The organism is Actinacidiphila oryziradicis (assembly GCF_005047355.1).
Lineage (GTDB): Bacteria > Actinomycetota > Actinomycetes > Streptomycetales > Streptomycetaceae > Actinacidiphila > Actinacidiphila oryziradicis.
This window is the reverse complement of the sequence record NZ_SUMC01000024.1, coordinates 52158-75163: the sequence shown is the minus strand read 5'-3', so window position 1 is coordinate 75163 and position 23006 is coordinate 52158. Positions and strand designations below refer to the sequence as shown.

Annotated in this window: 22 protein-coding genes; 12 read left to right on the top strand and 10 right to left on the bottom strand. The window is 70.9% G+C overall.

The window, feature by feature from the left end; translation table 11 throughout:
• Positions 1–2: 2 nt before the first annotated feature.
• A complete protein-coding gene (locus FCI23_RS24100) occupies positions 3–590 on the bottom strand; it encodes a TetR/AcrR family transcriptional regulator (RefSeq protein ID WP_136726015.1) in 588 nt (195 codons plus the stop codon).
• 42 nt (positions 591–632) lie between these two features.
• Positions 633–1421 (bottom strand): SDR family oxidoreductase, encoded by a 789-nt coding sequence (locus tag FCI23_RS24095; protein ID WP_136726014.1) that lies wholly within the window; start codon positions 1419–1421, stop codon positions 633–635.
• Between the two features lie 78 nt (positions 1422–1499).
• On the opposite strand from FCI23_RS24095, the gene FCI23_RS24090 reads away from it, so the two are divergent.
• The 3 genes from FCI23_RS24090 to FCI23_RS24080 are packed head-to-tail and all read left to right on the top strand — an operon-like array spanning position 1500 to position 4577.
• Positions 1500–2372 carry an enoyl-CoA hydratase gene (locus tag FCI23_RS24090; RefSeq protein WP_136726013.1) on the top strand — a complete coding sequence of 291 codons (873 nt, stop codon included), beginning with the start codon at positions 1500–1502 and terminating at the stop codon, positions 2370–2372.
• Complete coding sequence (locus tag FCI23_RS24085) at positions 2372–3526, top strand: acyl-CoA dehydrogenase family protein (RefSeq protein WP_136726012.1); 1155 nt, start codon at positions 2372–2374, stop codon at positions 3524–3526. The genes FCI23_RS24090 and FCI23_RS24085 overlap by 1 nt, the downstream gene beginning before the upstream one ends.
• 58 nt (positions 3527–3584) lie before the next feature.
• Complete coding sequence (locus tag FCI23_RS24080; protein ID WP_136726011.1) at positions 3585–4577, top strand: acyl-CoA dehydrogenase family protein; 993 nt, start codon at positions 3585–3587, stop codon at positions 4575–4577.
• Here FCI23_RS24080 and FCI23_RS24075 read toward each other — a convergent pair.
• The gene (locus FCI23_RS24075) at positions 4558–5883 is read right to left on the bottom strand and encodes an MFS transporter (protein WP_136726010.1); all 1326 of its coding nucleotides are present in this window, start codon (positions 5881–5883) and stop codon (positions 4558–4560) included. The genes FCI23_RS24080 and FCI23_RS24075 overlap by 20 nt on opposite strands.
• Before the next feature lie 124 nt (positions 5884–6007).
• Between FCI23_RS24075 and FCI23_RS24070 the strand changes: the two genes are divergently transcribed.
• Complete coding sequence (locus FCI23_RS24070) at positions 6008–7132, top strand: 5-methyltetrahydropteroyltriglutamate--homocysteine S-methyltransferase (RefSeq protein WP_136726009.1); 1125 nt, start codon at positions 6008–6010, stop codon at positions 7130–7132.
• 24 nt (positions 7133–7156) lie between these two features.
• Here the strand turns inward: FCI23_RS24070 and FCI23_RS24065 are convergent, their stop codons facing one another.
• Positions 7157–7414 (bottom strand): hypothetical protein, encoded by a 258-nt coding sequence (locus FCI23_RS24065; protein WP_136726008.1) that lies wholly within the window; start codon positions 7412–7414, stop codon positions 7157–7159.
• A gap of 158 nt (positions 7415–7572) precedes the next feature.
• Here FCI23_RS24065 and FCI23_RS24060 point away from each other — a divergent pair, with 158 nt between their 5' ends.
• Positions 7573–9075, top strand: a complete 1503-nt coding sequence (locus FCI23_RS24060; protein WP_136726007.1) for an NUDIX hydrolase — start codon at positions 7573–7575, stop codon at positions 9073–9075.
• Positions 9076–9111: 36 nt separating this feature from the next.
• Here FCI23_RS24060 and FCI23_RS24055 read toward each other — a convergent pair whose 3' ends face one another.
• Complete coding sequence (locus FCI23_RS24055; RefSeq protein ID WP_136726006.1) at positions 9112–9720, bottom strand: flavin reductase family protein; 609 nt, start codon at positions 9718–9720, stop codon at positions 9112–9114.
• Between the two features lie 726 nt (positions 9721–10446).
• Between FCI23_RS24055 and FCI23_RS24050 the strand changes: the two genes are divergently transcribed.
• Both FCI23_RS24050 and FCI23_RS24045 read left to right on the top strand, forming a co-directional pair.
• Complete coding sequence (locus FCI23_RS24050; RefSeq protein WP_246143934.1) at positions 10447–10884, top strand: MarR family winged helix-turn-helix transcriptional regulator; 438 nt, start codon at positions 10447–10449, stop codon at positions 10882–10884.
• Between the two features lie 4 nt (positions 10885–10888).
• Positions 10889–13471 (top strand): MFS transporter, encoded by a 2583-nt coding sequence (locus tag FCI23_RS24045; RefSeq protein WP_136726004.1) that lies wholly within the window; start codon positions 10889–10891, stop codon positions 13469–13471.
• 596 nt (positions 13472–14067) lie between these two features.
• On the opposite strand, the gene FCI23_RS24040 is transcribed toward FCI23_RS24045, so the two are convergent.
• Complete coding sequence (locus FCI23_RS24040; protein WP_407646018.1) at positions 14068–15441, bottom strand: MFS transporter; 1374 nt, start codon at positions 15439–15441, stop codon at positions 14068–14070.
• Between the two features lie 293 nt (positions 15442–15734).
• On the opposite strand from FCI23_RS24040, the gene FCI23_RS24035 reads away from it, so the two are divergent.
• Positions 15735–16400, top strand: coding sequence for a TetR/AcrR family transcriptional regulator (locus FCI23_RS24035; protein ID WP_136726002.1), 666 nt, complete (start codon positions 15735–15737; stop codon positions 16398–16400).
• Between the two features lie 112 nt (positions 16401–16512).
• Here the strand turns inward: FCI23_RS24035 and FCI23_RS24030 are convergent, their stop codons facing one another.
• Positions 16513–18489 (bottom strand): AfsR/SARP family transcriptional regulator, encoded by a 1977-nt coding sequence (locus FCI23_RS24030; protein WP_136726001.1) that lies wholly within the window; start codon positions 18487–18489, stop codon positions 16513–16515.
• 125 nt (positions 18490–18614) lie between these two features.
• Here FCI23_RS24030 and FCI23_RS24025 point away from each other — a divergent pair, with 125 nt between their 5' ends.
• Positions 18615–19493 (top strand): alpha/beta fold hydrolase, encoded by an 879-nt coding sequence (locus FCI23_RS24025; RefSeq protein WP_136726000.1) that lies wholly within the window; start codon positions 18615–18617, stop codon positions 19491–19493.
• Positions 19494–19618: 125 nt separating this feature from the next.
• Positions 19619–19966, top strand: a complete 348-nt coding sequence (locus FCI23_RS58355; protein WP_211265458.1) for a hypothetical protein — start codon at positions 19619–19621, stop codon at positions 19964–19966.
• Here the strand turns inward: FCI23_RS58355 and FCI23_RS24015 are convergent.
• Positions 19947–20372 (bottom strand): MarR family winged helix-turn-helix transcriptional regulator, encoded by a 426-nt coding sequence (locus FCI23_RS24015; protein ID WP_322973886.1) that lies wholly within the window; start codon positions 20370–20372, stop codon positions 19947–19949. The genes FCI23_RS58355 and FCI23_RS24015 overlap by 20 nt on opposite strands.
• Before the next feature lie 128 nt (positions 20373–20500).
• Here FCI23_RS24015 and FCI23_RS24010 point away from each other — a divergent pair, with 128 nt between their 5' ends.
• Complete coding sequence (locus FCI23_RS24010; protein ID WP_136725998.1) at positions 20501–21445, top strand: amidohydrolase family protein; 945 nt, start codon at positions 20501–20503, stop codon at positions 21443–21445.
• Positions 21446–21566: 121 nt separating this feature from the next.
• Here the strand turns inward: FCI23_RS24010 and FCI23_RS24005 are convergent, their stop codons facing one another.
• Positions 21567–21920 (bottom strand): hypothetical protein, encoded by a 354-nt coding sequence (locus tag FCI23_RS24005; protein WP_136725997.1) that lies wholly within the window; start codon positions 21918–21920, stop codon positions 21567–21569.
• A 306-nt stretch (positions 21921–22226) separates the two neighbouring features.
• Between FCI23_RS24005 and FCI23_RS24000 the strand changes: the two genes are divergently transcribed.
• The gene (locus FCI23_RS24000) at positions 22227–22817 is read left to right on the top strand and encodes a helix-turn-helix domain-containing protein (protein ID WP_136725996.1); all 591 of its coding nucleotides are present in this window, start codon (positions 22227–22229) and stop codon (positions 22815–22817) included.
• Positions 22818–22860: 43 nt separating this feature from the next.
• Here the strand turns inward: FCI23_RS24000 and FCI23_RS60005 are convergent, their stop codons facing one another.
• Positions 22861–22998: a hypothetical protein gene (locus FCI23_RS60005; protein WP_246143933.1), complete on the bottom strand. Its 138-nt coding sequence runs from the start codon at positions 22996–22998 to the stop codon at positions 22861–22863.
• Between the last annotated feature and the right edge of the window lie 8 nt (positions 22999–23006).

The following is a 23006-nucleotide window of genomic DNA, read 5'->3' as shown; positions in this document are numbered from 1 at the left end:
TGTCAGCTCTGTACGGCGATGCCGTCCAGCACCATCGACAGGTACTGGCGGGCGATCTCCTCCGGAGTATGCAGGCCGCCGGGCCGGTACCACGAGGCGGCGACCCAGACAGTGTCACGTATGAACCGGTAGGTGAGCCGGAGGTCCAGGTCTGCGCGGAACACCCCGGCGTCGGCGCCGCGCTCCAGGGTGCCGAGCCAGGCCCGTTCGAATTTCTTCTGCGAGTCGGCCAGATAGCCGAACCGTGGCTGGACGGAGAGGTGCATGGCCTCCTTCTGGTAGATGGCGACCGCCGGGCGGTGCCGGTCGATCTCCCGGAAGGACTCGGTGACGAGCGCCTCGATCGTCTCCCTGGGGCCGAGCCCGGCGGCGAGGACAGCGTCGTACCCGGCCCACAGCTCGCCGAGGAACGCCGAGAGGATCTCGTCGACCATCGACTCCTTGGAGTCGAAGTGGTAATAGAGGCTGCCCGCGAGCATCCCGGCCGCGTCGGCGATCTGCCGCACGGTGGTCGCGTTGTACCCCTGGGCGGCGAACACCTCCGCCGCTGTGGCGAGCAGTTCGCTGCGGCGCTCGGGGGACGCGCTCATCGTGGGTCTCTTGCTGCTTTTCGGCACATTGCCATTCTCGCCTCACGGGTGCCGGCAGCTGACCGGGACGATCTCCCCGGTCATGTACGAGGAGTAGCCGCTCGCCAGGAAGACAATGACATTGGCCACCTCCCACGGCTCCGCGTACCGGCCGAAGGCCTCGCGGGCGGTGAGCTCGGCCAGCACCTCGGGCGTGGTGACCTTCACCAGGTGCGGGTGCATGGCCAGACTCGGCGCGACGGCGTTCACCCGCACCCCGTACGCGGCGGCCTCGACGGCGGCGCAGCGGGTGAGCGCCATGACCCCGGCCTTGGCGGCGGCGTAGTGCGCCTGCCCGGCCTGGGCACGCCAGCCGAGGACCGACGCGTTGTTGACGATGACTCCGCCATGGGCCGCTTTCATCCGGCGCAGCGCGGCCCGGGTGCAGCGGAAGGTGCCGCCCAGGGTCACGTCGAGGACCGTGTCCCACTGCTCGTCGGTCATGTCGGTGAGTTCGGCGGTGCCGCCGAGGCCGGCGTTGTTGACCAGGATGTCGAGACGCCCGTGCCGTTCCTGGGCAAGGTCGAGGAGCGCGCCGACGTCGGTTTCCTCGGTGACGTCGCAGGGGCGTCCGGCGACCCGGTCCGGGCCGAATTCGGCGGCGAGCCGGGTTTCGGCCTCCTTGAGCCTGCGGGTATGGGCGTCGCCGATGACGACCCGGGCACCCTCCTCCAGGAGCCGCCGCGCGGTCGCACCGCCGATGCCGGCACCGGCGGCGGCGGTGACGACGGCGGTGCGTCCGGCCAGCAGTCCGTGTCCGGGGACGTACTCCGGCTTGTCCGGCCTGTCCACAGGCTGCTCCCCGGGATCTCGACGGCTGACGACCCGCACGTTAACCTACCAAACACTTGTTAGGGAAGGGAGTCGCGCATGGACGAGCCGGATCAGCCAGACGGGCCGGGCAGGCCGGAGGAACCGGTTCGCTACGAGCCGCAGGGCCCCGTCGCCGTCATCACCATGAACCGGCCCGAATACCGCAACGCCCAGAACTCCGCCATGACCTATGCCCTGGACCGGGCCTTCTACCGAGCGGCCGAGGACAACGACATCAAGGTGATCGTGCTGGCCGGAGCGGGCCCGCACTTCTCGGCCGGGCACGACATCGGCACCCCGGAACGCGACGCGCATCTGCCGTTCGAGCGAAGGGCCGGGCTGTGGTGGGACCACAGCGACAGAAGCGGCGCGGAGAGCCGCTTCGCCCGCGAGTCCGAGGTCTACCTGGGGATGTGCCGGCGCTGGCGTGAACTGCCCAAGCCGGTGATCGCCAGTGTGCAGGGCGCCTGCGTGGCCGGCGGACTGATGCTCGCCTGGGTCTGCGACCTCATCGTCGCCTCCGATGACGCCTTCTTCGCCGACCCCGTGGTGCGCATGGGCATCCCCGGCGTGGAGTACTTCGCCCACCCCTGGGTGATGCCGCCGCGGGTCGCCAAGGAGTTCCTCTACACCGGGGACCGGATGACAGCGCAGCGCGCTTACGAGATCGGCATGGCCAACCGGATCGTGCCGCGCGCCACCCTCGCCCAGGAGACCATGGCGCTGGCACTGCGGATCGCCGAGATGCCCCGTATGGGACTGGCCCTGACCAAGCGGGCCGTCAACCAGGCCGAGGACCTCATGGGGCTGCACGCCGGGCTCGATTCCGTATTCGGGCTCCACCATCTGGCCCACGCGCACAACGCCGAGACCGCCGCCGACTCGCTCGGCGGCATGGACATCGCCGCCATGAGAGAGGCGGGCCGCTGATGGATCTGCGCTTCTCCCCCGAGGACGACGCCTTCCGGGAACAGGCCCGGGCCTGGCTCACCACTCATGTGCCCGCGGCCGGTCTGCCGTCGCTGGAGACGGCGGAGGGCTTCGCGGCCCACCGCGCCTGGGAACGGGAGCTGGCAGCGGACCGCTGGTCGGTGGTCTCCTGGCCCGAGGAGTACGGCGGCCGGGGCGCGACCACCTTGCGGTGGCTCGTCTTCGAGGAGGAGTACTACGCCGCCGGAGCGCCCGGCCGCGTCAGCCAGAACGGCATCAACCTGCTCGCCCCCACCCTCTTCGAGCACGGCACACCCGAACAGCTCGCCCGGGTCCTGCCGCCGATGGCGCGCGGCGAGGTGATCTGGGCGCAGGCCTGGTCGGAGCCGGAAGCGGGCTCCGACCTCGCCTCGCTCCGCTCCACCGCGAGCCGCGCCGAGGGCGGCTGGCTGCTCAACGGCCAGAAGACCTGGTCGTCGCGGGCAGCCTTCGCCGACCGCGCCTTCGGGCTCTTCCGCAGCGATCCCGGCCGCCCCGGCACGTCGAAGCCGCACCACGGACTGACGTATCTGATGTTCCCGCTGAGCGCCGAGGCGCTGACGGTACGGCCCATCGGGCGGCTCGACGGCAAGCCCGCCTTCGCCGAGATCTTCCTCGACGATGTCTTCGTACCCGACGAGGACGTCATCGGCGAGCCCGGGAACGGCTGGCGCGTCGCCATGAGCACCGCCGGCAACGAACGTGGTCTGGCCCTGCGGAGCCCCGGCCGCTTCACCGCCGCCGCCAACCGGCTCACCTCGCTGTGGCGCGAGCACGCCGACCCGGCCGACACGGCACTGCGCGACCGGGTGGCCGACGCGGTGACCGGCGCCCGCGCCTATCAGCTGTCGGCCTACGCCCAGGCCTCCCGGACCGACCGGGGCGGGCCGGCCGGGGCCGAGGCCAGCCTCAACAAGGTCTTCTGGTCCGAGCTGGACATCGCCCTCCACGAGACCGCGCTGGACCTGCTCGGTCCGCTGGGCGAACTGTCCGACGGGGAGTGGGCGCAGGGGTATCTCTTCTCCCTCGCCGGGCCGGTGTACGCCGGTACGAACGAGATCCAGCGGGACATCATCGCCGAGCGGCTGCTCGGCCTCCCCAAGGGGCGCCGGTGACGCGGAACCTCCCTCAGGGCGGACCGTGCGCCCCGGCTCCCGGAGAGGGGACAGCTTCATGAAGTTCGTGCTGAACGAGGAGCAGTCGGAGTTCGCCCGAACCCTCGACCGGATGCTCGCCTCGGCGGATACGCCTGCCGCCGTGCGGGCCTGGTCAGCGGGCGATCCCGTTCCCGGCCGCGTGCTGTGGGCCCGGCTGGCCGAGGCCGGGGTCCTCGCCATCGCCGTACCGCAGGAGTACGAGGGTCTGGGGCCTCTCCCCGTCGAAACCGCCGCCGCGTTCACCGAACTCGGCCGCCACGCCGTGCCGGGGCCGCTCGCCGAGACGGTGGCTGCCGCCGCGCTCCTCGACCGGCTCGGCGACCCGCCGCTCGCCAAACGGTGGCTGCCCGGCATCGCCTCCGGCGAGTGCTGCCTGTCCCTGTCCTTGCCGGCTTCGGGCCCGTACGCCGTGGACGGCGACTGCGCCCACGCCGTGCTGTTCACCGACGGCGACCGCCTCCTGCTCGCCGAGGGGCTCGGGCCCGTCCAGCCCTCCTTCGACCCCGCCCGCCGCCTCGCCCGGCCGCTCGGCGGCACCCTCCTCGCCACCGGCCCCGCTGTGCGCCACGCCGCGGCGCACGCCGGCCGTTGGGCCACGCTCGCGACCGCAGCCCAGGCCCTCGGCACCGGCCTCGCGCTCCTGGAGCGCACAGTGGCGTACACGAAGCAGCGCGCCCAGTTCGGTGTCCCCGTCGGTTCCTTCCAGGCCGTCAAACACCGGCTGGCCGACACTCTCATCGCCCTGGAATTCGCCGGGCCGCTGCTCTACGGTGCCGCACTGACCCTGTCCGGGCCCGACATCGCCGCCGCGAAGGCCGCCTGTGGCGAGGCCGCGTACGCCGCCGCACGGACCGCGCTGCAGCTGCACGGAGCGATCGGCTACACCGCCGAGTACGACCTGTCGCTCTGGATACTCAAGGCCCGCGCCCTGCGCAACGCGTGGGGCACGCCGTCCGAGTGCCGCGCCCAGGTCCTGGAGGGGCGGCCGGTCACGCCCGGTAGCGTCTGAACTCCGGCACCGCCGCCGCCAGCACCAGGGTCACCACGACCACCAGCAGGCCGCCCGCCGTGACAGCGGTCCGGGTGCCGAGGGCGGAGCCGGTCACGCCGTGGAGAAGGTCGGCGAAACGCGGTCCCCCCGCCACGACGACGGTGAAGACGCCCTGCATACGGCCGCGCATCTCGTCCGTGGCGACAGACTGCAGGATGGCGCTGCGGAAAACCATGGAGACCATGTCGGCCACGCCCGCCAGCGCCAGGAAGCCCGTGGCCCACCACAGACTCGCGCTGAGCCCGAATCCGGTGATGGCCGCCCCCCAGCCCACGACCGCGACGGTGACCATGAGGCCGTGCCGCCGGGCCCGGGAGAAGGTCCCGGAGAGCAGACCGCCGGCCACCGCGCCGATGGGAATGGCCGCGAAGAGCAGGCCGAGCGCGAAGCCCTCGCCCCAGGGGGCGTAGGTGGTGTGCGCGAGCTGCGGGAACAGTGCCCGGGGCATGCCGAACACCATGGCGACGATGTCGGCGAGGAAGGAGAGCAGCAGGATCCGGTGGGCTGTGATGTAGCGGAAGCCGGCGGCCACCTCACGCCACCCGGCCCGCCGGGTGGCCAGGCCGGTCAGGGGCGGCAGCGGGGGAAGCTTCCAGACGGCCCATATGGTGACGCAGAGGGCCACGGAATCGATCAGATATAGCGCGGGCAGCCCGATGACCGGTATGAACGCGCCGGCCAGCAGCGGGCCGACGATCTGCCCGGTCTGCATGACGGTGGAGCCCAACGCGTTCGCGGCGGGGAGCTCGGCGGCGGGGACGAGGCGGGCGATGGAGGCGCTGCGGGCGGGGAAGTTCATGCCGGCCATCGCTTGCTGGAGGGCGAGCAGGACCATGAGCAGGACCACCGACTGCGCGCCCGCGAAGGCCTGCGCCCAGAAGAGCAGCGAGGTAACGGCGATGCCGATGTTGGTGGTGAGCATCAGCTTGCGCCGGTCCACGCTGTCCGCGACCGCGCCGCCCCACAGGGCGAAGACCACCAGTGGGATCAGGCCCGCGACGCTGGCGTAGCCGACCCAGGCCGAGGAGCCGGTGATGTCGTAGACCTGCTTGGGAACGGCCACCGCGGTGAGCTGGCTGCCGACCGAAGTGATCGTGGTCGAGGACCACAACCGGCGGTAGGCCGGGTGCCGCAGCGGTGTGGTGTCCATCAGCCACTGGCGCCAGCCGGCGCGCGTGGGTATGGCGGGGTCGTCCTCCGCGGGGGCGGCGTCGTCGGCGGTGCTCTTCGCGGTATCCACTGCCAGCTTTGCTTCCTCGTACATCTTTCAAGTGACTCCGCAGAGGGTACCCCCGCTCCGCGCCTCTCCCGTTGACGGCGCCGGACGGGGGCGCCTAGCGTCGCAGGCACGCCACCTGACGTAGCCGCCACCAATTCGGGGAGTGCCCATGTCCGTGCGTACCCGGCCGCCGTTCCGCGCCGACCATGTCGGCAGTCTGCTCCGTCCGCAGCGCCTGCTGCGCGCTCGCGAGGAGCAGGCGAAGGGGACGGTCACCGACGAGCAGCTGCGGGCCGTCGAGGACGAGGCGGTGCGCGAAGTGGTACGGATGCAGGAGGAGACCGGGCTGCGGGCGGCGACGGACGGCGAATTCCGGCGCGCCTCGTGGCATATGGACTTCATCTACCGGCTGGGCGGCGTCCGGCCGACGGACGAGAAACTCGCCGTGCACTTCTACAACGAGGGAGGCGAGCTCGACTTCTCCTCCGCGGCGCTTCGTGTCCATGACCGGATATCGCTGCGCGAGACCATCTTCGCCGACGCCTTCCGCTTCCTGCGGGACTCCGTGACCACAGCGGTGCCCAAGCTCACCATCCCCTCGCCGAGCATGGTCCATTACCGCGGGGGCCGGGCCGCGATCGACCCGGACGTCTACCCCGGCCTCGGGCCCTTCTGGGACGACCTGAGCGCCGCCTACGCCGAGGAGCTGCGGCGGCTGGCCGACCTCGGCTGCACATACCTCCAGTTCGACGACACGAGCCTCGCCTATCTCAACGATCCCCGGCAGCGGGAACTCGTCGCCGGGCAGGGCGGCGACCCCGAGCACCAGCACGAGCGGTACATCCGCCAGATCAACGCGGCCCTGGCCGGCCGCCCGGACGGCATGACTGTCACCACTCATATGTGCCGGGGCAACTTCCGGTCGTCGTGGGCGGCCGAGGGCGGATACGACTTCGTCGCGGAGGCCCTGTTCACCCAGCTGGAGGTCGACGGCTTCTTCCTGGAGTACGACGACGACCGTTCCGGCGGGTTCGAACCGCTGCGCTTCGTGCCGCCGGGCAAAACCGTGGTCCTGGGCCTGGTCACGACGAAGCGGGGCACGCTGGAGGACAAGGACGCCCTCAAGCGCCGGATCGAGGAGGCCAGCCGCTATGTCGACATCGACCAGCTCTGCCTCTCGCCGCAGTGCGGCTTCTCCTCGACCTCGGAGGGCAACGCCCTGACGTACGAGGAGCAGGCCGCGAAGCTGCGGCTGATCGTGGAGACCGCCGAAGAGGTGTGGGGCGGTATCTGATGAGGCGCCGCGTGGCAGCCGCCCTCAGTAGTGGCCGATCGCCTGCCACACACTGACGGCGAGGGCGCATAAGGCGGTGAGGGCGGCCACGCCCGGCAGGGGCCAGCGGCCACGCTCGATCCCGCTCACCCGGGTCTCGAGGTCTTCGAGATCCTTCTCGGTCTGCTCGCCGCGGTGCAGCAGCAGGGCGAGCCGGCCGTCCATACGGGTGAGACCCACGTCGAGGCTGCGGCGCAGCTCAGTCAGGTCCGCGTTGGCTGTCACGTGCTGGTGCTCCGTCATGTCCTGCTCCGGGCTTTTCTCTTGTGGATGGGGCTCCAGTCAAGTACTTCTGGCATGTGCGCGGGAGCGTGTGCGCCACCTGGAGTTGGGCGAGCGGATCGCAACCCGTGTGAATACGGGGGGACTACGCTGCCCTTGTCCTACTCAGGGGGTCCGCCATGGAACCCAACATCCTGCTCGACGCGCTGCTCGCGGAGGCCGGCCTCTCCCACTCCGGGCTGGCCGCCCGGGTCAACGCCGCCGGCCGTTCCCGCGGCCTGGTGCTCGGCTACGACCGTACCGCGGTCACCCGGTGGATCAGCGGACAGCGGCCACGGGGCCGGGTGCCCGATCTGATCTGCGAGGTCCTCGGCAGCGCGGTCCGGCGGCCGCTCACGCTCGGCGACATCGGGATGCGCGCTCCCGGCACCGTGCCACCGGCCGGCACACCGCTGTCCGGCTTCGTCGACACCGCCACCGCCCTGTGGCGCTCGGACCTCAAGCGCCGCCCCGGGGTCCGCAAGGCCGCCCCTCTCACCGGCACCGACGCCGTGATCCCGGTGTGGGAGTGGGAGAACCCGCCCGAGGACACCGATGTCTCACGACGTGGCCGCGACCAGGTGGGGATGGCCGACGTGGCGATGCTGCGGGCCGCCCGCGCGCATTTCGAGGGGCTCTACCGCAGCGCGGGCGGGGTCGCGACCCGCGAGCGGATCATCCGTTTCCTGAACGCCGAGGCCGCGCCCCTGCTGCGCGGCCACTACGGCGACGCGGTCGGCCGCCATCTGCACCGGGCGGTCGGCGGCCTGGTGGGGATCGCCGGCATCTGCGCCTATGACGCGGACGCGTACGGTCTGGCCCAGCGCTACTTCCACCAGGCTCTGCGGCTGGCGAAGGCCTCGGGCGACCGGCGGCTGGGCGCCTGCGTGGTCGGCATGCTCGTCTACCAGTCGCTGTGGCTGGGCGACTTCCGGGCGGCGGTGGCCTTCGCCGAGGCCGCGCTGCGTACGGCCGGCTCCCACGTCACCCCGGCGCTCGCCGCCGACCTGTACGCGATGCAGGCGAAGACCTACGGACATCTCGGCGATCCGGCCGGCGTCATGCGCTGCGCCCGGCTGGCCGAGGCGGCGGAGGGACGCATCCGCGCGGAGGAGGAGCCGGCCGAGACCGGCTACGTCCAGCCGGGGCTGGTCGACGTACAGCTGGCGGAGGCGTTTCTCAGCCTGGGCCAGCTGCGGTCCGCCCACGAGTACGCCGACCACGCCGCAGGCCTGCCCACCCACCCGCGCGGGCGGGTGCACCGGCTGGCCGTGCTGGTCCATGTCGAGCTCCGCCGCGGCCAGGCCGAGCACGCCTCGTCGCTCGCGGCGGCGATCGTCGAGGACGGCGAGGACATCGCCGCCGCCGCCGCCCGCGAGATGTTCGAGGAGACCGGCTGGCGACCCGGCCCCCTCCGCCATCTGCTCACCCTCGAACCCTCCAACGGGCTCACCGACGCCACCCACCACATCTACTGGGCCGAGCGGGCCGATTACGACGGTCCCCCGGTCGACGACTTCGAGTCCGACCGGCGCGAATGGGTGCCGCTCAAATCCGTCCCGGACATGGTCGCCCGCGGTGACGTCCCGGCCGCCAACATGGCGGCGGCGCTGCTTCTGCTGCACAACGTCCGGCTGGGCTAGGCCCGGGCAGAGTCCGGCACAGGGCCGCGGCGGAACCTAGCGGTCCTGCCAGTCCTCGTACCGGATCCGGGAGATCTCCAGTACTTCGCCGATCGTGCCCCACTCGTCCTTTCCGAGGCGGGACAGCGGCCGGAGCTTGCGTACGTCGGGAAGCCCGTCGGCCATTACGGCCTCGGAGACCGCGGCGTACACCACCCGTCCGAAAACGACAGTGGAGTCACCGAGCCGTACCGTGCTGTGCAGCTCGCACTCCAGCACGACCGGTGACGCCGCCACTCTCGGCGGCTTCACCAGCCGGCTCGGCTCGCGGGCGATACCGACCGCGTCGAATTCGCTCACACCGGGCGGGAAGTCGGTGGCGGTCGCGTTGATGTGCTCGAAGAGATGCTCCGGCGCCAGGTTGACAACGAATTCACCGGTGTCCTCGATATTGCGCAGCGAGTCCTTCCGCCCGACGGAGGTGAACTGGACAACGGGCGGACTGACGCACGCGACCGTGAAAAAGCTGTGCGGGGCAAGGTTTGCCTGAAACCGATCTGCCGAGACCGTGGACACCCACGCGATCGGCCGTGGCACCACGACCGACGTCAGCAGACGGTAGAAATCATTGCGGCTCATGTTTTCGGGATCGAAGTCGACACGCATGGGGTCCAGTATCCCCGCAGGTGGGCGCGGACCCCGGCAACACTCTGCTGCGTCACCAAGCCGGAGGGCGGCCCGGCCAGGCCTGGCACCCCGGCGCTACAGGAGCACCGTGTCCAGGTACACGACGCTGCCCTGCGTCCCCGCGCCCGTGAAGTTTCCCCGCTGGTCTGGACAGCCTGATACTGGGACGGATGGGTCCCGGAGGAAGCAGTTCAGGTAGCTGAGTGGCAAGAGCAACATGATCAAGCGGTACACGCCGACGCCGGCGGCTTCCACAGAACGCGGCTGTGCACGGCAGCGTACGGTTCCGGGTCAAAAGTGACCCTGCATACGGGAGGCGGATTCCTGCGACCGCGGTTGGGGCGGACAGCGACTGGCCAACTCTCACCCTGAACCCCCGGCCCGGTGACCCGCAGCGCGAGGCACGACTAGCAAGCGCTTGCCGTGCTGGAACCCAACACCGGACGAGCCCTGACGGACCGACCGCGCCACCGGGTCGACGGCATACCCGCGCTCGCCAACCACGCACCCCCGCTATTAAGTTGCCCTAGGCAAGCAATTAACCTATGCTTGCTGGGGCCAAGCAAGTTTCAGAGGGGACAGGCGATCAACGCGAGAACAACCCATGACCGCGGGAGCGGACCCCGTACCTCCGCCGGCACTGGCCCCGGCACGCTGACCGCAGTGGAGGCCGCCCCCAGTCTGGGAGCCGAAATGGTACGGCTCATGCGGCTGGCCTCTGCCTGGAAACAGCATGCCAAGTACGAATCCGGCGGCGCGGACCGCCTACTGCTGGCCCGGCTGGTGATGGACGGTCCGCGGCGGGCCACCGATCTGGCCTCGGACACACTCCTCGATCTTTCGACGGTCAGCCGTCGGACCAGGTCCCTGGTGAACCGCGGCCTGATCGAACGCCGGCCGGACCCGGAAGACGGGCGTGGCGCACTGCTGACCGCCACCGAAGCCGGGTGCGCCGCCCTTGAGCAGTACCGACATGAGCGGGACTCCGAAGTCGCGGCCATTCTTCAGGGATGGACGCCCGAGGACCGCTTCCAGCTCGTCCGGCTGTTGACACATCTCAATGACGACTTGCTGGAACATCACAACGCGCGACAGTGCCCAGGAGGTCGCTCAGGGGTGTCGGCGGAGGACAGGGAGATATAGCACGATGAGCCACGCAGCCCCCGCGCAGAGCGCGGGGTCCACACCGATAACCTCGCCGGGCGGCCTCAGCCACCGGCAGATCCTGACCATCCTTAGCGGCCTGTTGCTGGGCATGTTCCTGGCCGCGCTCGACCAGACCATCGTCAGTACATCCATCCGGACCATCGCGGACGATCTGCACGGCCTCAGCCAGCAGGCCTGGGCCACCACCGCGTATTTGATCACCTCCACGATCTCGACACCGCTGTACGGCAAGCTGTCCGACCTCCATGGCCGCAAGCCCTACTTCCTGGGCGCGATCAGCGTCTTCATCGTCGGCTCCACGCTGTGCACCTTCTCGACCTCGATGGCCGAGCTGGCCTGGTTCCGGGCCTTCCAGGGCATCGGCGCCGGCGGTCTGATGTCACTCGCGCTGGCGATCATCGGTGACATCGTCTCGCCCCGCGAACGCGCCCGCTACCAGGGCTACATGCTCGCGACATTCGGCGTCGCCAGTGTGGGCGGCCCGCTGATCGGCGGTTTCCTCGCGGGCACGAACAGCATCCTGGGCATCGTCGGCTGGCGCTGGGTCTTCCTGGTCAATGTCCCCATCGGCATCATCGCGCTGTTCGTCGTCGCCAAGGTGCTCAACATCCCGCACACCCGCCGCGTGTCCCGCATCGACTGGTGGGGTGCGCTCACTCTCATCATCGGTGTGGTGCCGCTGCTGCTCGTCGCCGAGCAGGGCCGTGGCTGGGGCTGGGGCTCTACGCGTTCCCTCACCTGCTACGCGGTCGGCGGGGTCGGCATCATCGTCTGGATCTTCGTCGAGCGCCTGATGGGCGACGCCGCACTGATCCCGATGCGCCTGTTCCGCATCCCGGTCTTCAGCCTGACCAGCCTGGCCGGGGTACTGATCGGTATGGGCATGTTCGGCGGCATGCTGGTGATCCCGCAGTACCTGCAGATCGTCAAGGGCGCCAGTGCCACCAAGTCGGGCCTGGAGATGCTGCCATTGATGGCTGGCATGATCATCGCCTCGATCACCTCCGGTCAGGTCACCTCCAAGACCGGCCGGTACAAGATCTTCCCGATCGTCGGCAGCGCCCTGATGGTCACCGCGATGGTGCTGTTCTACCTCAGGGTCCAGTGGGACACGCCGCTGTGGCAGACGATGATCTACATGGCCGTCTTCGGCCTGGGCCTGGGCGGCTGTATGCAGACGCTGGTCCTGGCGGTGCAGAACGCGGTGCCGCTCAAGGACATGGGTGTGGCGACCTCCTCGTCCACCTTCTTCCGGCAGATGGGCGGCACCGCCGGTACGGCGATCTTCCTCTCGGTGCTCTTCAGCACAGTCACCGGCAAGATCGCCTCCGCATTCGCGTCGGCCGCGTCCACCGCGAGTTTCAGGGCCGCGCTGAAGGATCCGGCAGTCCTGGCGGACCCGGCGAACAAGCCGGTGCTGACCATGCTGAAGCACTCGGGCGGATCCAGCAGCACTTCCTCCAGCGTCCTCAGCGACTCCTCCTTCATCCAGAAGCTGGATCCGCGCCTGGCCGAACCCTTCAAAGCGGGCTTCGCGAACGCCATGCACACGGTCTTCCTGCTCGCCGCGATCGTGATGGTCCTCGCCTTCCTGGTGATCCTGTTCATCAAGGAGGTGCCGCTGCGGAAGATCTCCGCGCTGGAGGCGCGCGCCGCCGAGGCGGCAGAGCCCGCGTCTCAGCCCGAGCCCGAGCCCGAACTGGAGCGGGAACCGGTCAGCGTGGGCGCCGAAGCCACGCGGCCGCAACCGGTGGCGATGTTTGCCTCATCGGGCGGCGATAGCGTCCCGATGGCCGGCTCAGTTGCCGTCCACGGCCACGTGCGGGGCTCCGACGGCGCTCCGGTGGCAGCCGCCACGCTCACGCTGATCTCCCTCACCGGACAGCAGCTCGGCCGGGCCGCCGCCCAGGCCGACGGCAGCTACACCCTCCCCGTACCGGGCTCCGGTACGTACGTCCTGATCGCGGCCTCCGACGGCTGCCAGCCGCAGGCGTCCACCGTCACAGTCGGCGGGGAGCCGGTGGCGTACGACGTGTTGCTGTCGGTGAGCAGTGGGCTCACCGGCGTCGTGACCAGCGCGCTGGACGACCTGCCCGTCGAGGGCGCGATGGTCGTGGTCACCGATGTCCGGGGCGAGGTACTGGCTACCGGCAAGACGGACCCGGGCGGTGGCTTCACCTTCGCCGAGCTGCCGGCGGGCGACTTCACGGTCGCGGTCAACGCCACCGGTTGCCGGCCTACCGCCCGGCTTGTCCAGGTCGGCGGTGCCGGAATCACCCGGCTGGAGATCACTCTGCAGGCGGGGGCCCAACTGCAGGGCACCGTCCGGGCCGGCGCCGACCACCGCCCGCTCTCCGATGCCCGGCTCACCCTGCTCGACGCGGCCGGGAATGTCGTCAGCACCGCCACCACCGGCTCGGACGGCGCGTACGCGTTCACCGACCTCGACGCGGGCGCGTACTCGCTCATCGCCAGCGGTTACCCCCCGGTGGCCACGGCCCTCACGCTCGAGGGCAGCGGGGCCAAGGGCTTCGACGTGGAGCTGAGCCACCCCGAGGGGTGACATTCCGGTGAAAGGCCGGCCCGTACGTGCAGCACAGACGTACGGGCCGGCCTTTCGGGCATTCCGCCGACCGGCCGCCGGGGCCGCGTTTCTGAGAATGTTCTGGTAGCCGGGAGCCGGTTCCGGGCCCTGCGCCGCCGTAGCCCTGGGCATGTCCCATGGCTCCTTGGCCGATCTCCCAGGAAACGCACAGGACCTCTCCGGGACCGGTCAACCACCAGGGCCAGGCTTTCCCGGTAACGGTGGCACGGTCTTCACCCCATGCGCCTCCGGAACCGAATGGAGTCTCCTGGCATGTCTACGACCGAAGTCGGCGCCCGCGCGTCCGACGAGCCGCTGCGAAACGCGCTGGAGGGGGCGGTAGCGGCGGTCGCGGCGATTGCCACCATGGCGGCGGCCTCCGGTCTCGCCCTGTATCTGCTGCATGCCGGCTCCATCGGCTCGCTGGGCTCCCTGACCATGACGGTGATGGCCATGGCCGTCGGCGGCTCGGTTGCCGCCGGGCCCCGGCCTGGCGGCCCGGGCACGCCGGCCGCCTCGGCCGTCCGCTGCTCCGGCTGTACGGCCGGGACCTGGGTTCCCCCGGGAGCCGGCCGTCAGCCGGCGGGGGCCGGCTCCGCCACGGTATGCCCGTCCGGCGCCGCCGCGACACGTGCCACGGGACGGCCGTTCGGCAGGAATCCCGCGAGTACTACGGCGGCGGCAGCCGCGCCGCAGCCAATGATCATGGCGGTGCGGAAACCGGCCCGGGACGGAAGAGAGTAGGTGCCGAACGCGGTGGTCATGTGTGCCAGGACGACGCCCACCACCGCAGCGGAGATCGAGGTGCCCATGGACCGCATGAGGCTGTTGAGGCCGTTGGCGGAGGCGGTCTCGGACTGCGGGACCGCTGACATGATGAGCGCGGGCATGGCGCCGTAGGCGAGGCCGATCCCCCCGCCGATCAGGGTCGCGACGACGATGAGCTGCCAAACCGCGTCCATGAAGACCACGCTCAGGCCGTATCCGGCGGCGACCACGGCGGAGCCGAGCATCAGCGAGAACTTGGGCCCCCAATTCGCTGTGATCCATGCGGAGAGCGGTGACACGACCATCATCACCAGGCCGCCCGGGGCGAGGCACAGACCCGCCACCAGCATTGTCTGCCCGAGACCGTATCCGGTGGCTTTCGGCATCTGCAGCAGCTGCGGCAGTACGAGAGACATCGCGTACATAGCGAAACCGACCACGACGGAGGCGAGGTTGGTCAGCAGCACTTGACGGCGCGCGGTGGTACGCAGATCCACCAGCGGCCGCTTGCTCCGCAGCTCCCACCGCCCCCACACCAGGAAGATGAGGACCGCGGCGCTGAACAGTCCGTCGGTCCGGCCGCTGGTCCAGCCCCAGTCGGCGCCCTTGGAGATCGCCAGCAGCAGGCAGACCAGTCCGGCCGACAGCCCGATGCCGCCCACCAGATCGAACCGGCCGCCGCTGCGGACCCGGGACTCCGGTACGAATGCCAGCACCAGGGCGAACACCACGGCGCCCAGGGCCGCCGACACCCAGAACAGCACATGCCAGTCGGCGTGCTGCGCGAGCAACGCCGCGCCGGGCAGACCCAGGGCACCGCCCACTCCAAGAGACGAACTCATCAGCGCCACGGACGAGCCGATCTTGTCGGGCGGCAGTTCGTCGCGCATGATGCTGATGCCCAGCGGGATGACGCCGACGCCGCAGCCCTGCAGCGTCCGTCCGACGACCATCGGCGCCAGTGAGCCGCTGAGCGCGCACACGATCGAGCCGGCCACCAGCACGCACACGCTGAGCAGCAGCATCCGCCGCTTGCCGAACATGTCTCCGAGCCGCCCGACCACCGGAGTGGCGACGGCTCCGGCGAGCAGCGTGGCGGTGATCGCCCAGGAGGCGTCGGACGCCGTTGCGTGCAGCAGCGTCGGAAGCTGGGAGATGAGCGGCACCACCAGGGTGTTCATCACCGACACGACGATGCCGCCGAAGGCCAGCACGGCTACGACGGCGCCGGGACGCGCCGGGTGAGCGCGTCCGGCGTCCTCGGTGGGAGAGGTGACTGCGGGCACAGGAGTGCCTCCGTTTCCATTCTCATGGCCGCGTCACGCCGCGTCAGTGTGCACCTGCGAGTGACGGGCTCCCAGCCTGTGTGCGGTAAGTCTGGCACAATTATCGTACGTCGTACACTAAATAGTGGCCGCGCAATCTGGCAGGCTGGTGCCCTCGCCTGCGGGGGGGAAGGGAAGGGGTGCGTCGGATGGCGCAGACAGCCAGCGGAACGGCCCGGCGGGGCAGGGGACGGCCGCCGCGTTTCTCGCACGAGCAGATCATCGTGGCCGCCGTCCGTCTCCTGGAGCGTGAACCCGGCACCGAGCTGACCATCAAGCGCGTGGCCGAGGCTGTCGGCTCCGCCCCGATGGCTCTCTACCGGTACTTCCCGGACCGCGACACCCTGCTCCAAGCCGTGGCCGACCGGGTCATAGCCGACATGGAGCCGAGCAATCCCACCGGTGACACCTGGCAGGAGCAGGTGCGCTGCTGGATGCGCAGAGCCCGGGAGCGGCTACGGCCCTACTCCCAGCTCCTGCCCTACATGGCCGCGACACAACAGCCCGTGGGACTGCGGGCGCTGGCCAAGCTGGCCGCGATTCTCCGCCCGCTGGGACTCAGCGAGGACAACCTAGCCCTCGCCGTCATCCTGATCGGCTCGACCACCATCGGTTATGCGTCGTACGAGACGAACCGGAGCCCCGCAGAGCAGGTGGTGGCCACGATGCAGCAAGCGCTGGCGCTCCGCCCCGAGGAGGAGAGGCAGGCCGCCGAACCGCTGCTGCCGCGACTGCCGGCCGCTTACGCCCGCCTCTACGACGTGGTCCTCGACCAGACCATCGCCTCGATCGAGGCCCTGGCGGCCACCTCCTGACCGCGCTGTCGGTTGAGCTGACGGGACACGCAGCGGAGCGAAGTACGGCGTGCGGGGAGGCGGTGCACGAGGTGGAAGGCCCACGACCTGGGCGAGGAGCGGTGCGATTTGCTCACCGAGGATGCCGGAGGGCGGTAGCGAGGTCGTCGAGGTGCTTCGAGACCGGACCGAGGGTGAGCAGGCCACTGCCCGCCCCGGCCAGCTCCGCCGCTGCGGGGGCGAGTTCGGTCTGGGCGCGCTCCATCGTCTCCCGGTCGCCGACGGCGATCGCCGCGCGCGCGGCTAGGCACCACAGGGCCTCGAACAGCAGGTCGCGGGGTGGGTCCGGGAGCCGGCGCAGCGCCGCCGTGACCTCACCTCGGCGTTCCTGGGCCAGCAGCACCAGCGGGCGGGCCCATGGTTCGTAGGGCCCCCAACCGGTCCGTTCGTCGGCTTGGGCGGGCCGGGCGCGCCGCAGGCGCAGGCACAGCAGGGCGAGCGGCAGCAGCCCGCATTCCAGTCCGGGCATGCCGGCGCCGTTCAGTCGCGCGGCGGCGTCCTGGTAGGCCGCCTCCGCCTCGGCCGCCGGTGTCCGCGTGGTGGCCGCGAGCCGCAGCGCCCCATACCACTGGGTGAACACGCCTACCAGCGGCAGCTCGTGGCGCTCGGCCAGACGGTCTGCGGCGGACGCGTGCCCGTCGGCTCCGGGGAAGTCCGCGAGCGCGCTGCGGGCCTGGAGCCGGATGAGGTGTCCGAGCACCTCGTAGGTGGCCAGGCCGTTCCGGGCGGACAGGGCGATCAGCTCGGCGCCGATCGCGTCCCGGCGTGCGGCCAGACCCGCACGGTGAAAGGTCTGCATGAACACGCCATTGAGGGCGAACGCCAGCAGCGCGGGGTCGTCCAGGCGGCGGGCGGTCTGCTCTGCCTGCCCGGCGGCCTGGGGCCCACGCGCTGAGCCGGTGCCGCGTGACTCCAGGGCGATCGTGGCCAGCAGGCGGGCCCGCGCGGCCGGGTGCGCACCCGGCGGGAGGGCGGCCAGGGTACGCTCGGCCGCCGCCACGACACGCGCGGCCTGCTGTGGGTCGTCGACACGGGTCCAGATCGCCGGGACGTCGTAGGCGCCGATCACGCGGGCGGTCAGTTCCGCGTCGCCGAGCTCTTCCGCTGCCGTGATGGCCGCCACGCGGTGCTGGCGGGCGGCCTGAAGGCCGCCGCCTCCGGTCACCGCGAGATTGCGCAGCAGGCCTACCGTCGACTCCAGTCGGGCCCGGGCGCCGGATGCCACGGTGCGGTCATAGGCGGCGGCCGCCTGCGCCCACACCCGCCCCGCCGGGCCGCTCGGCCCCAATTCGGGGTCGAGGTGGCAGGCGTGGTCGAGGATGTCCGCCTCCAGGCGGCGCAGTCCCGGACCCGGATCCGCCCCCAGCTGCTCGATGAGTAGCGTTCGTGCCCGGCGCAGCACCGCGAGCGCGTCGCCCTGGCGGCCGGTGCGGTACAGCGCGAGGGCCAGCAGTCGCCAGGCGTCCTCGCGCCAAGGGTGCTCGGCCACATGCGCGTCCAGATCCGGCACCGCCTCGGCGGCAAGCCCCAGGCCCAGCCGGGCCTCTGCCTGGCGCTCGACGGCGTGCAGCCGCAGCTCGCCCAGGCGGGAGCGCTCCGCACGGGCCCACGACTCCTCGGTGAACCCGGCGTAGGCGGGACCGCGCCACCGTCCCAGCGCCTCCTCCAGCCGGGCGAGTGCCTGCTGGGGTGGCAGCGCCGCGGCGGCGGCCACTGCCTGCTCGAAACGCCAGGCGTCCACCGCGCCCCGCTCGGCGTGCAGCGCGTATCCCGGGCCCTCGGTGACCAGCAGCCGGGCCGGAGTACGAGGCGGGCGCTGCGGTTCCAGCGCGCGGCGCAGCGCGGCCACGAAGGTGCGCACCGCGCCCACCGCGCCCGGGGGCGGATCCGCCCACAGGTCCTCGACCAGGCGGGTGACCGGGACGACGTGGCGGCGGGCGACGATCAGCCGGGCCAGCACCGCGCGGTGCCGCGGCCCCTTCAACGCGATCGCGCCACCGGCACCGTCCCAGGCCACCACCGGCCCCAGCACCCCGAACCCGACCTGCACCCTTGACCAGCCTTTCCGGGGGCATCGCCCCTGGTCACCGTAGCGCGCTCACTCGATGCTCATCCGCGCCCGGCAGGCTTCAACGCATCCGGTCACCCTGGTCACCTACGGAGAAGGACAAAACCATGGCGCCTGCCATCGCCGGCTTCACCTACGAGCGCATCCCCGTCGCCGACGGCGTTTCCCTGAACGCGGCCGTCTGCGGCTCGGGCAGTCCCATCGTGCTGTTGCACGGCTTCCCGCAGACCCACCTGATGTGGCGGCATGTCGCCGCCGACCTCGCGGCCGACCACACCGTGATCTGCCCCGACCTGCGCGGCTACGGCGCCAGCGACAAACCCGCCGAGACCGACGGCACGGCCTACGCCAAGCGCACCATGGCCGCCGACATCGTCGCCCTGGCCCGCACGCTGGGGCACGAGCGCTTCGCGCTGGCCGGGCACGACCGCGGCGCCCTGGTCGCCTTCCGCGCCGGGCTCGACCACCCCGGGACGATCACTCATCTGGCCTGCCTCGACGTGCTCCCCACGGTGGACATGTGGGAGGTGATGCGCGGGGTCACCGCCGTCGTAGGCTTCCACCTCTACCTGATGGCCCAGCCCCCGGGCCTCCCCGAGCAGATGATCGCCGCCGGCCCGGACACCTTCTTCGGCCACTTCCTCGACATCTGGACCAATGATCCGCAGGCGATCAGCGCCGACGTCCGCGCCGCCTACCTGGACGCCTGCCGCGACGCGGTGCCCTCGATCGTGGCCGACTACCGCGCCTCCGCCGGCATCGACATCGACCACGACCAGGCCGACCGGGACGCCGGCAACCGGCTGCGGATGCCGGTCACCGTGCTCCAGCAGGACTGGGGCGCCGCCCTCGGCTTCGACGCGGCAGCCCTGTGGAGCGCCTGGGCACCGGATCTGCGGCACACCTCCGTCGCCTGCGGCCACTTCATGGCCGAAGAAGCTCCCGCCGACATCGCCAAGGCACTTCGAGACCTCCTCGCCCGCTGAACGACCGAGGCCGGGAGCGGCGCCGGGCAGGGCAGCGCCGGCCATGGGAGAACACCGAGTGAGGCGGGACCCGCGGCATCGCTGCGCCGCATGATCGCCGCCCCCGGCCGATACGACGACTGGACGTGGTGCAACGCTCTCCAGATGGCCATGCCGCCCTCCGCCCGGCTCGGCGTGCTGCGCGGCTCGGCGTGCTGCGCGGCGAATCCGCCTTCGCGGACACCATGTACGGCCTTTACACCCACACCAAGAGTCGCGCGGACGGCTTCTGGAAGGTCGACACGGCCGGGCAGTACCGGCCCATCGTCGCCAGCGCCTGGAACGGCCTGGTGACAACAGCCGTCCACCCGGACGGTTCCCTCGGCTACGCGCAGGGCGTCGGCGACCGGCCCGAATCAAGCCAGCCGGGTGACCTACGCCGGCCGGCCGCTTCCGGCCGTGCGAGCTCGTACATCACTGGTCCAGGCTGGTGATCACGTCGGCCAGGCGGCGCAGTTGACGGGCCAGCTGAATGCGCTCGTCGGACGAGAACTGCGCCAGGCCCCGGGCCTGGCGTTCCCGAAGCCGGGTGCGTACGGCCGTGAGCTGGTCGGCGCCGTCTTCGGTAAGGCGGACCAGGACCTGACGCTCGTCCGTGGTCGAGCGTCGGCGGGTCACGCTGCCCTTGGTTTCGAGTTGCTGGAGCATGCGGGTGGCGGTGGGGACGCTGACGTCCGCGGCGGCGGCCAGCCGTCCGACCGGGAGTTCCACCTCCGCCATCAGCGGGTCCAGCAGGGCCAGCTGAGCCAGGGACAGACCGGGGCCGGCCTGTCCGGCGGAGGCACGGGCGCGGCGCATCGCGTAGAACAGGGCGTCCGCGGCCTGAGCCAGCTCATCCACCCCGACTCCCGGGACAACCGTAATGTCCGATTTATTATTCTTACCCGAAGTGCTCTTGCTTCTCTCTCGCATGACCGTTAGCTTACTAAATAAAGTCGTTAGCAAGCTAACTTATAGGAAGGAAAGCAATGAACTTTCCTGCACGCATCGACGTCCACCAGCACATCGTTCCCCCGGTCTGGGCGCAGGTCCTGGAGGCCCACGGGATGGACTCCGGCGGCTGGGCCATCCCGGCCTGGAGCGCGGGCGACGCGATCACGATGATGGACCAGCAGGGCATAGCCACCGGCGTCCTCTCGGTCACCGCGCCCGGCGTCCACCTCGGCGACGACGCCGAGGCCCGCACCCTGGCCCGCGCCGTCAACGAGTACGGAGCCGAGATGGCCAAGGACCACCCCGACCGGATCGGCTCCTTCGCCAGCGTCCCGCTGCCGGACGTCGACGGCGCCCTGGAGGAAGCCACCTACGCACTGGACACCCTCGGCGCCGACGGTGTCGTGCTGATGTCCAACGCCCACGGCCGCTACCTGGGCGACGCGGACTTCGAGCCGCTGTGGGCCGAACTCGACCGGCGCCACACGGTCGTATTCATCCACCCCGCCCAGCCCCCGATGCCACTGCTGCCCGGCACGCCGGCGCCCCTGGCCGACTACGTTTTCGACACCACCCGCACCGCCCTGAACATGGTCCTCAACGGCGTCATGAGCCGATACCTGAACCTGAAGGTCATCCTCTCCCACGGCGGCGGGTTCCTCCCCTACGCCGCCTACCGGTTCTCCGGCCTGACCCCCGCCGTCATCGACCCGAACCGCACCGCCGAGGACGTCATCGGCGACCTGAAGCGGTTCTACTTCGACACCGCGCTGTCTGCCAGCCCGAGCGCCCTGCCCGCCCTGCTCGCCTTCGCCGAACCCGGCCACGTCCTCTACGGCAGCGACTGGCCCTTCGCCCCCCAGGATGTGGGCACCTACTACAACCACTTCCTGGAGACATACCCCGGTTTCGCCCCCGGCCAGGCCGAAGCGATCAACCGCGGCAGCGCCGAAGCCCTCTTCCCGCGCCTCGCCCGCTGACCCGGCCAAGAGCCGCGGACGCGTGAACGACCGTGCCGGCCTGAAATGGTCCGTCCGGTCGGCGACCCGACGCAGAACGAGATCCCGATCGACGCTCACGCGTGGCCGGGCGAGCGCGGCCTCATCCGGTCCGTACCGCTCGCAGGGTTTCCAGGCGGTATTGCAGCTGCTCCAGAGCTCGGGACTGTTTTCCGGGGACCTTACGTCGCAACTCCAGCAGATCGGCCGCGAGGCTGACGGCCCTCGTCCGGTCAGTAATCTTCACCCAGCAGTGGTGGGCGCGGTCGACCGGGCCGATGACCGCTTCGTCGTCCGGAGTGTGGCCGCTGGTGAGCCGTACGGTGGCGGTGGTCATCCACAGCTCGCAGGCATGCGCGGTGTCACCCGCGAGCATGGCCAGGTCGGCGCGGACTTCACCCAGTGAATCGCTTCGGGCGATGCGGGGCCTGCGGTCCGCGAGGCGGCCTGTTCCCATGCCGCGGCGATGGTGGCGGCCTCGCTGTGGCGCCCGGCCCGGACGGCTTCCCGTATCGCCGAGTACGGGTCGGGGCGGGGTGTCACCAGGACCGAGCGTCGTGCCCGCGCCAGGGTCAGCGCCCCGCTCAGCCCCGCGGCACCACCCCGATGACCACGACGTCATAGCGCCGCTCCTCGTCCGTGGAAGCGGTGGTTGCTGCCTGCTGGGTTTGTGTCGTCCTGTCGATTGCCTCCGTTCATCCGCGATCGTCAGCCCGTGTCCAACGACTTGACAAACTTTCTTGCCGGGACAGCAAATAGAGGGATGGCAGACGACGACATTCCCGGCGTGCTGACCGCTGTGGGCCCGCGGCTGCGGGCGCTGCGGCGCGACCGCGGCGCCACCCTGGCCGAGCTGAGTGAAACGACCGGCATCTCGCTCAGCACCCTCTCGCGGCTGGAGTCCGGGAAACGCAAACCGACCCTGGAACTCCTGCTTCCGCTGGCCAAGGCCCACGGAGTGCAACTGGACGAACTGGTCGGCGCGCCGGCCACCGGCGACCCCCGTATCCACTCGCGCCCCTTCACCCGGCACGGCCAGACCTTCGTGCCACTGACCCGTCACCTTGGCGGACTGCACGCCTATAAGCAGATCATCCCCGCCGGACAACGGGCGGCCGGGCGGCCCGAGCAGGCAACGCACGAGGGTTACGACTGGCTGTACGTCCTGTCCGGCCGGCTGCGCCTCGCCCTGGGCGAGCACGACCTTGTCCTCACCGCCGGCGAGGCCGCCGAATTCGACACGCGCATCCCCCACGGCTTCGCCAACGCCGGAGAACAGCCGGTCGAGTTCATCACCCTGTTCGGAGCGCAGGGCGAGCGGATGCACGTACGGGCCCGTCCCACCGGCGCATGATCCGCGCCGCTCCGCCCGGCCCCGGCGCCCGCCGGATCGCCCCTCAGGGGGCGGCCTGGAAGGCTCGGCCGGCCTCGGTGGCAACCGGGCCGCTGCGGAAGAGGCCGCTGCTCGGCCCGGAGTCCGCGGCGGGCAGCCCGAACCACGCGTACCGCCGCAGATACGGCAGCCCCGCGAGCATACGGGTGG

Coding starts and splice junctions, on each gene's coding strand:
- FCI23_RS24100 (WP_136726015.1), bottom strand. CDS start 590: ATGAGCGCGTCCCCCGAGCGCCGCAGCGAACTGCTCGCCACAGCGGCG.
- FCI23_RS24090 (WP_136726013.1), top strand. CDS start 1,500: ATGGACGAGCCGGATCAGCCAGACGGGCCGGGCAGGCCGGAGGAACCG.
- FCI23_RS24085 (WP_136726012.1), top strand. CDS start 2,372: ATGGATCTGCGCTTCTCCCCCGAGGACGACGCCTTCCGGGAACAGGCC.
- FCI23_RS24080 (WP_136726011.1), top strand. CDS start 3,585: ATGAAGTTCGTGCTGAACGAGGAGCAGTCGGAGTTCGCCCGAACCCTC.
- FCI23_RS24075 (WP_136726010.1), bottom strand. CDS start 5,883: ATGTACGAGGAAGCAAAGCTGGCAGTGGATACCGCGAAGAGCACCGCC.
- FCI23_RS24070 (WP_136726009.1), top strand. CDS start 6,008: ATGTCCGTGCGTACCCGGCCGCCGTTCCGCGCCGACCATGTCGGCAGT.
- FCI23_RS24065 (WP_136726008.1), bottom strand. CDS start 7,414: ATGACGGAGCACCAGCACGTGACAGCCAACGCGGACCTGACTGAGCTG.
- FCI23_RS24060 (WP_136726007.1), top strand. CDS start 7,573: ATGGAACCCAACATCCTGCTCGACGCGCTGCTCGCGGAGGCCGGCCTC.
- FCI23_RS24055 (WP_136726006.1), bottom strand. CDS start 9,720: ATGCGTGTCGACTTCGATCCCGAAAACATGAGCCGCAATGATTTCTAC.
- FCI23_RS24050 (WP_246143934.1), top strand. CDS start 10,447: ATGCGGCTGGCCTCTGCCTGGAAACAGCATGCCAAGTACGAATCCGGC.
- FCI23_RS24045 (WP_136726004.1), top strand. CDS start 10,889: ATGAGCCACGCAGCCCCCGCGCAGAGCGCGGGGTCCACACCGATAACC.
- FCI23_RS24040 (WP_407646018.1), bottom strand. CDS start 15,441: ATGAACACCCTGGTGGTGCCGCTCATCTCCCAGCTTCCGACGCTGCTG.
- FCI23_RS24035 (WP_136726002.1), top strand. CDS start 15,735: ATGGCGCAGACAGCCAGCGGAACGGCCCGGCGGGGCAGGGGACGGCCG.
- FCI23_RS24025 (WP_136726000.1), top strand. CDS start 18,615: ATGGCGCCTGCCATCGCCGGCTTCACCTACGAGCGCATCCCCGTCGCC.
- FCI23_RS24010 (WP_136725998.1), top strand. CDS start 20,501: ATGAACTTTCCTGCACGCATCGACGTCCACCAGCACATCGTTCCCCCG.
- FCI23_RS24005 (WP_136725997.1), bottom strand. CDS start 21,920: ATGGGAACAGGCCGCCTCGCGGACCGCAGGCCCCGCATCGCCCGAAGC.
- FCI23_RS24000 (WP_136725996.1), top strand. CDS start 22,227: ATGGCAGACGACGACATTCCCGGCGTGCTGACCGCTGTGGGCCCGCGG.
- FCI23_RS60005 (WP_246143933.1), bottom strand. CDS start 22,998: ATGCTCGCGGGGCTGCCGTATCTGCGGCGGTACGCGTGGTTCGGGCTG.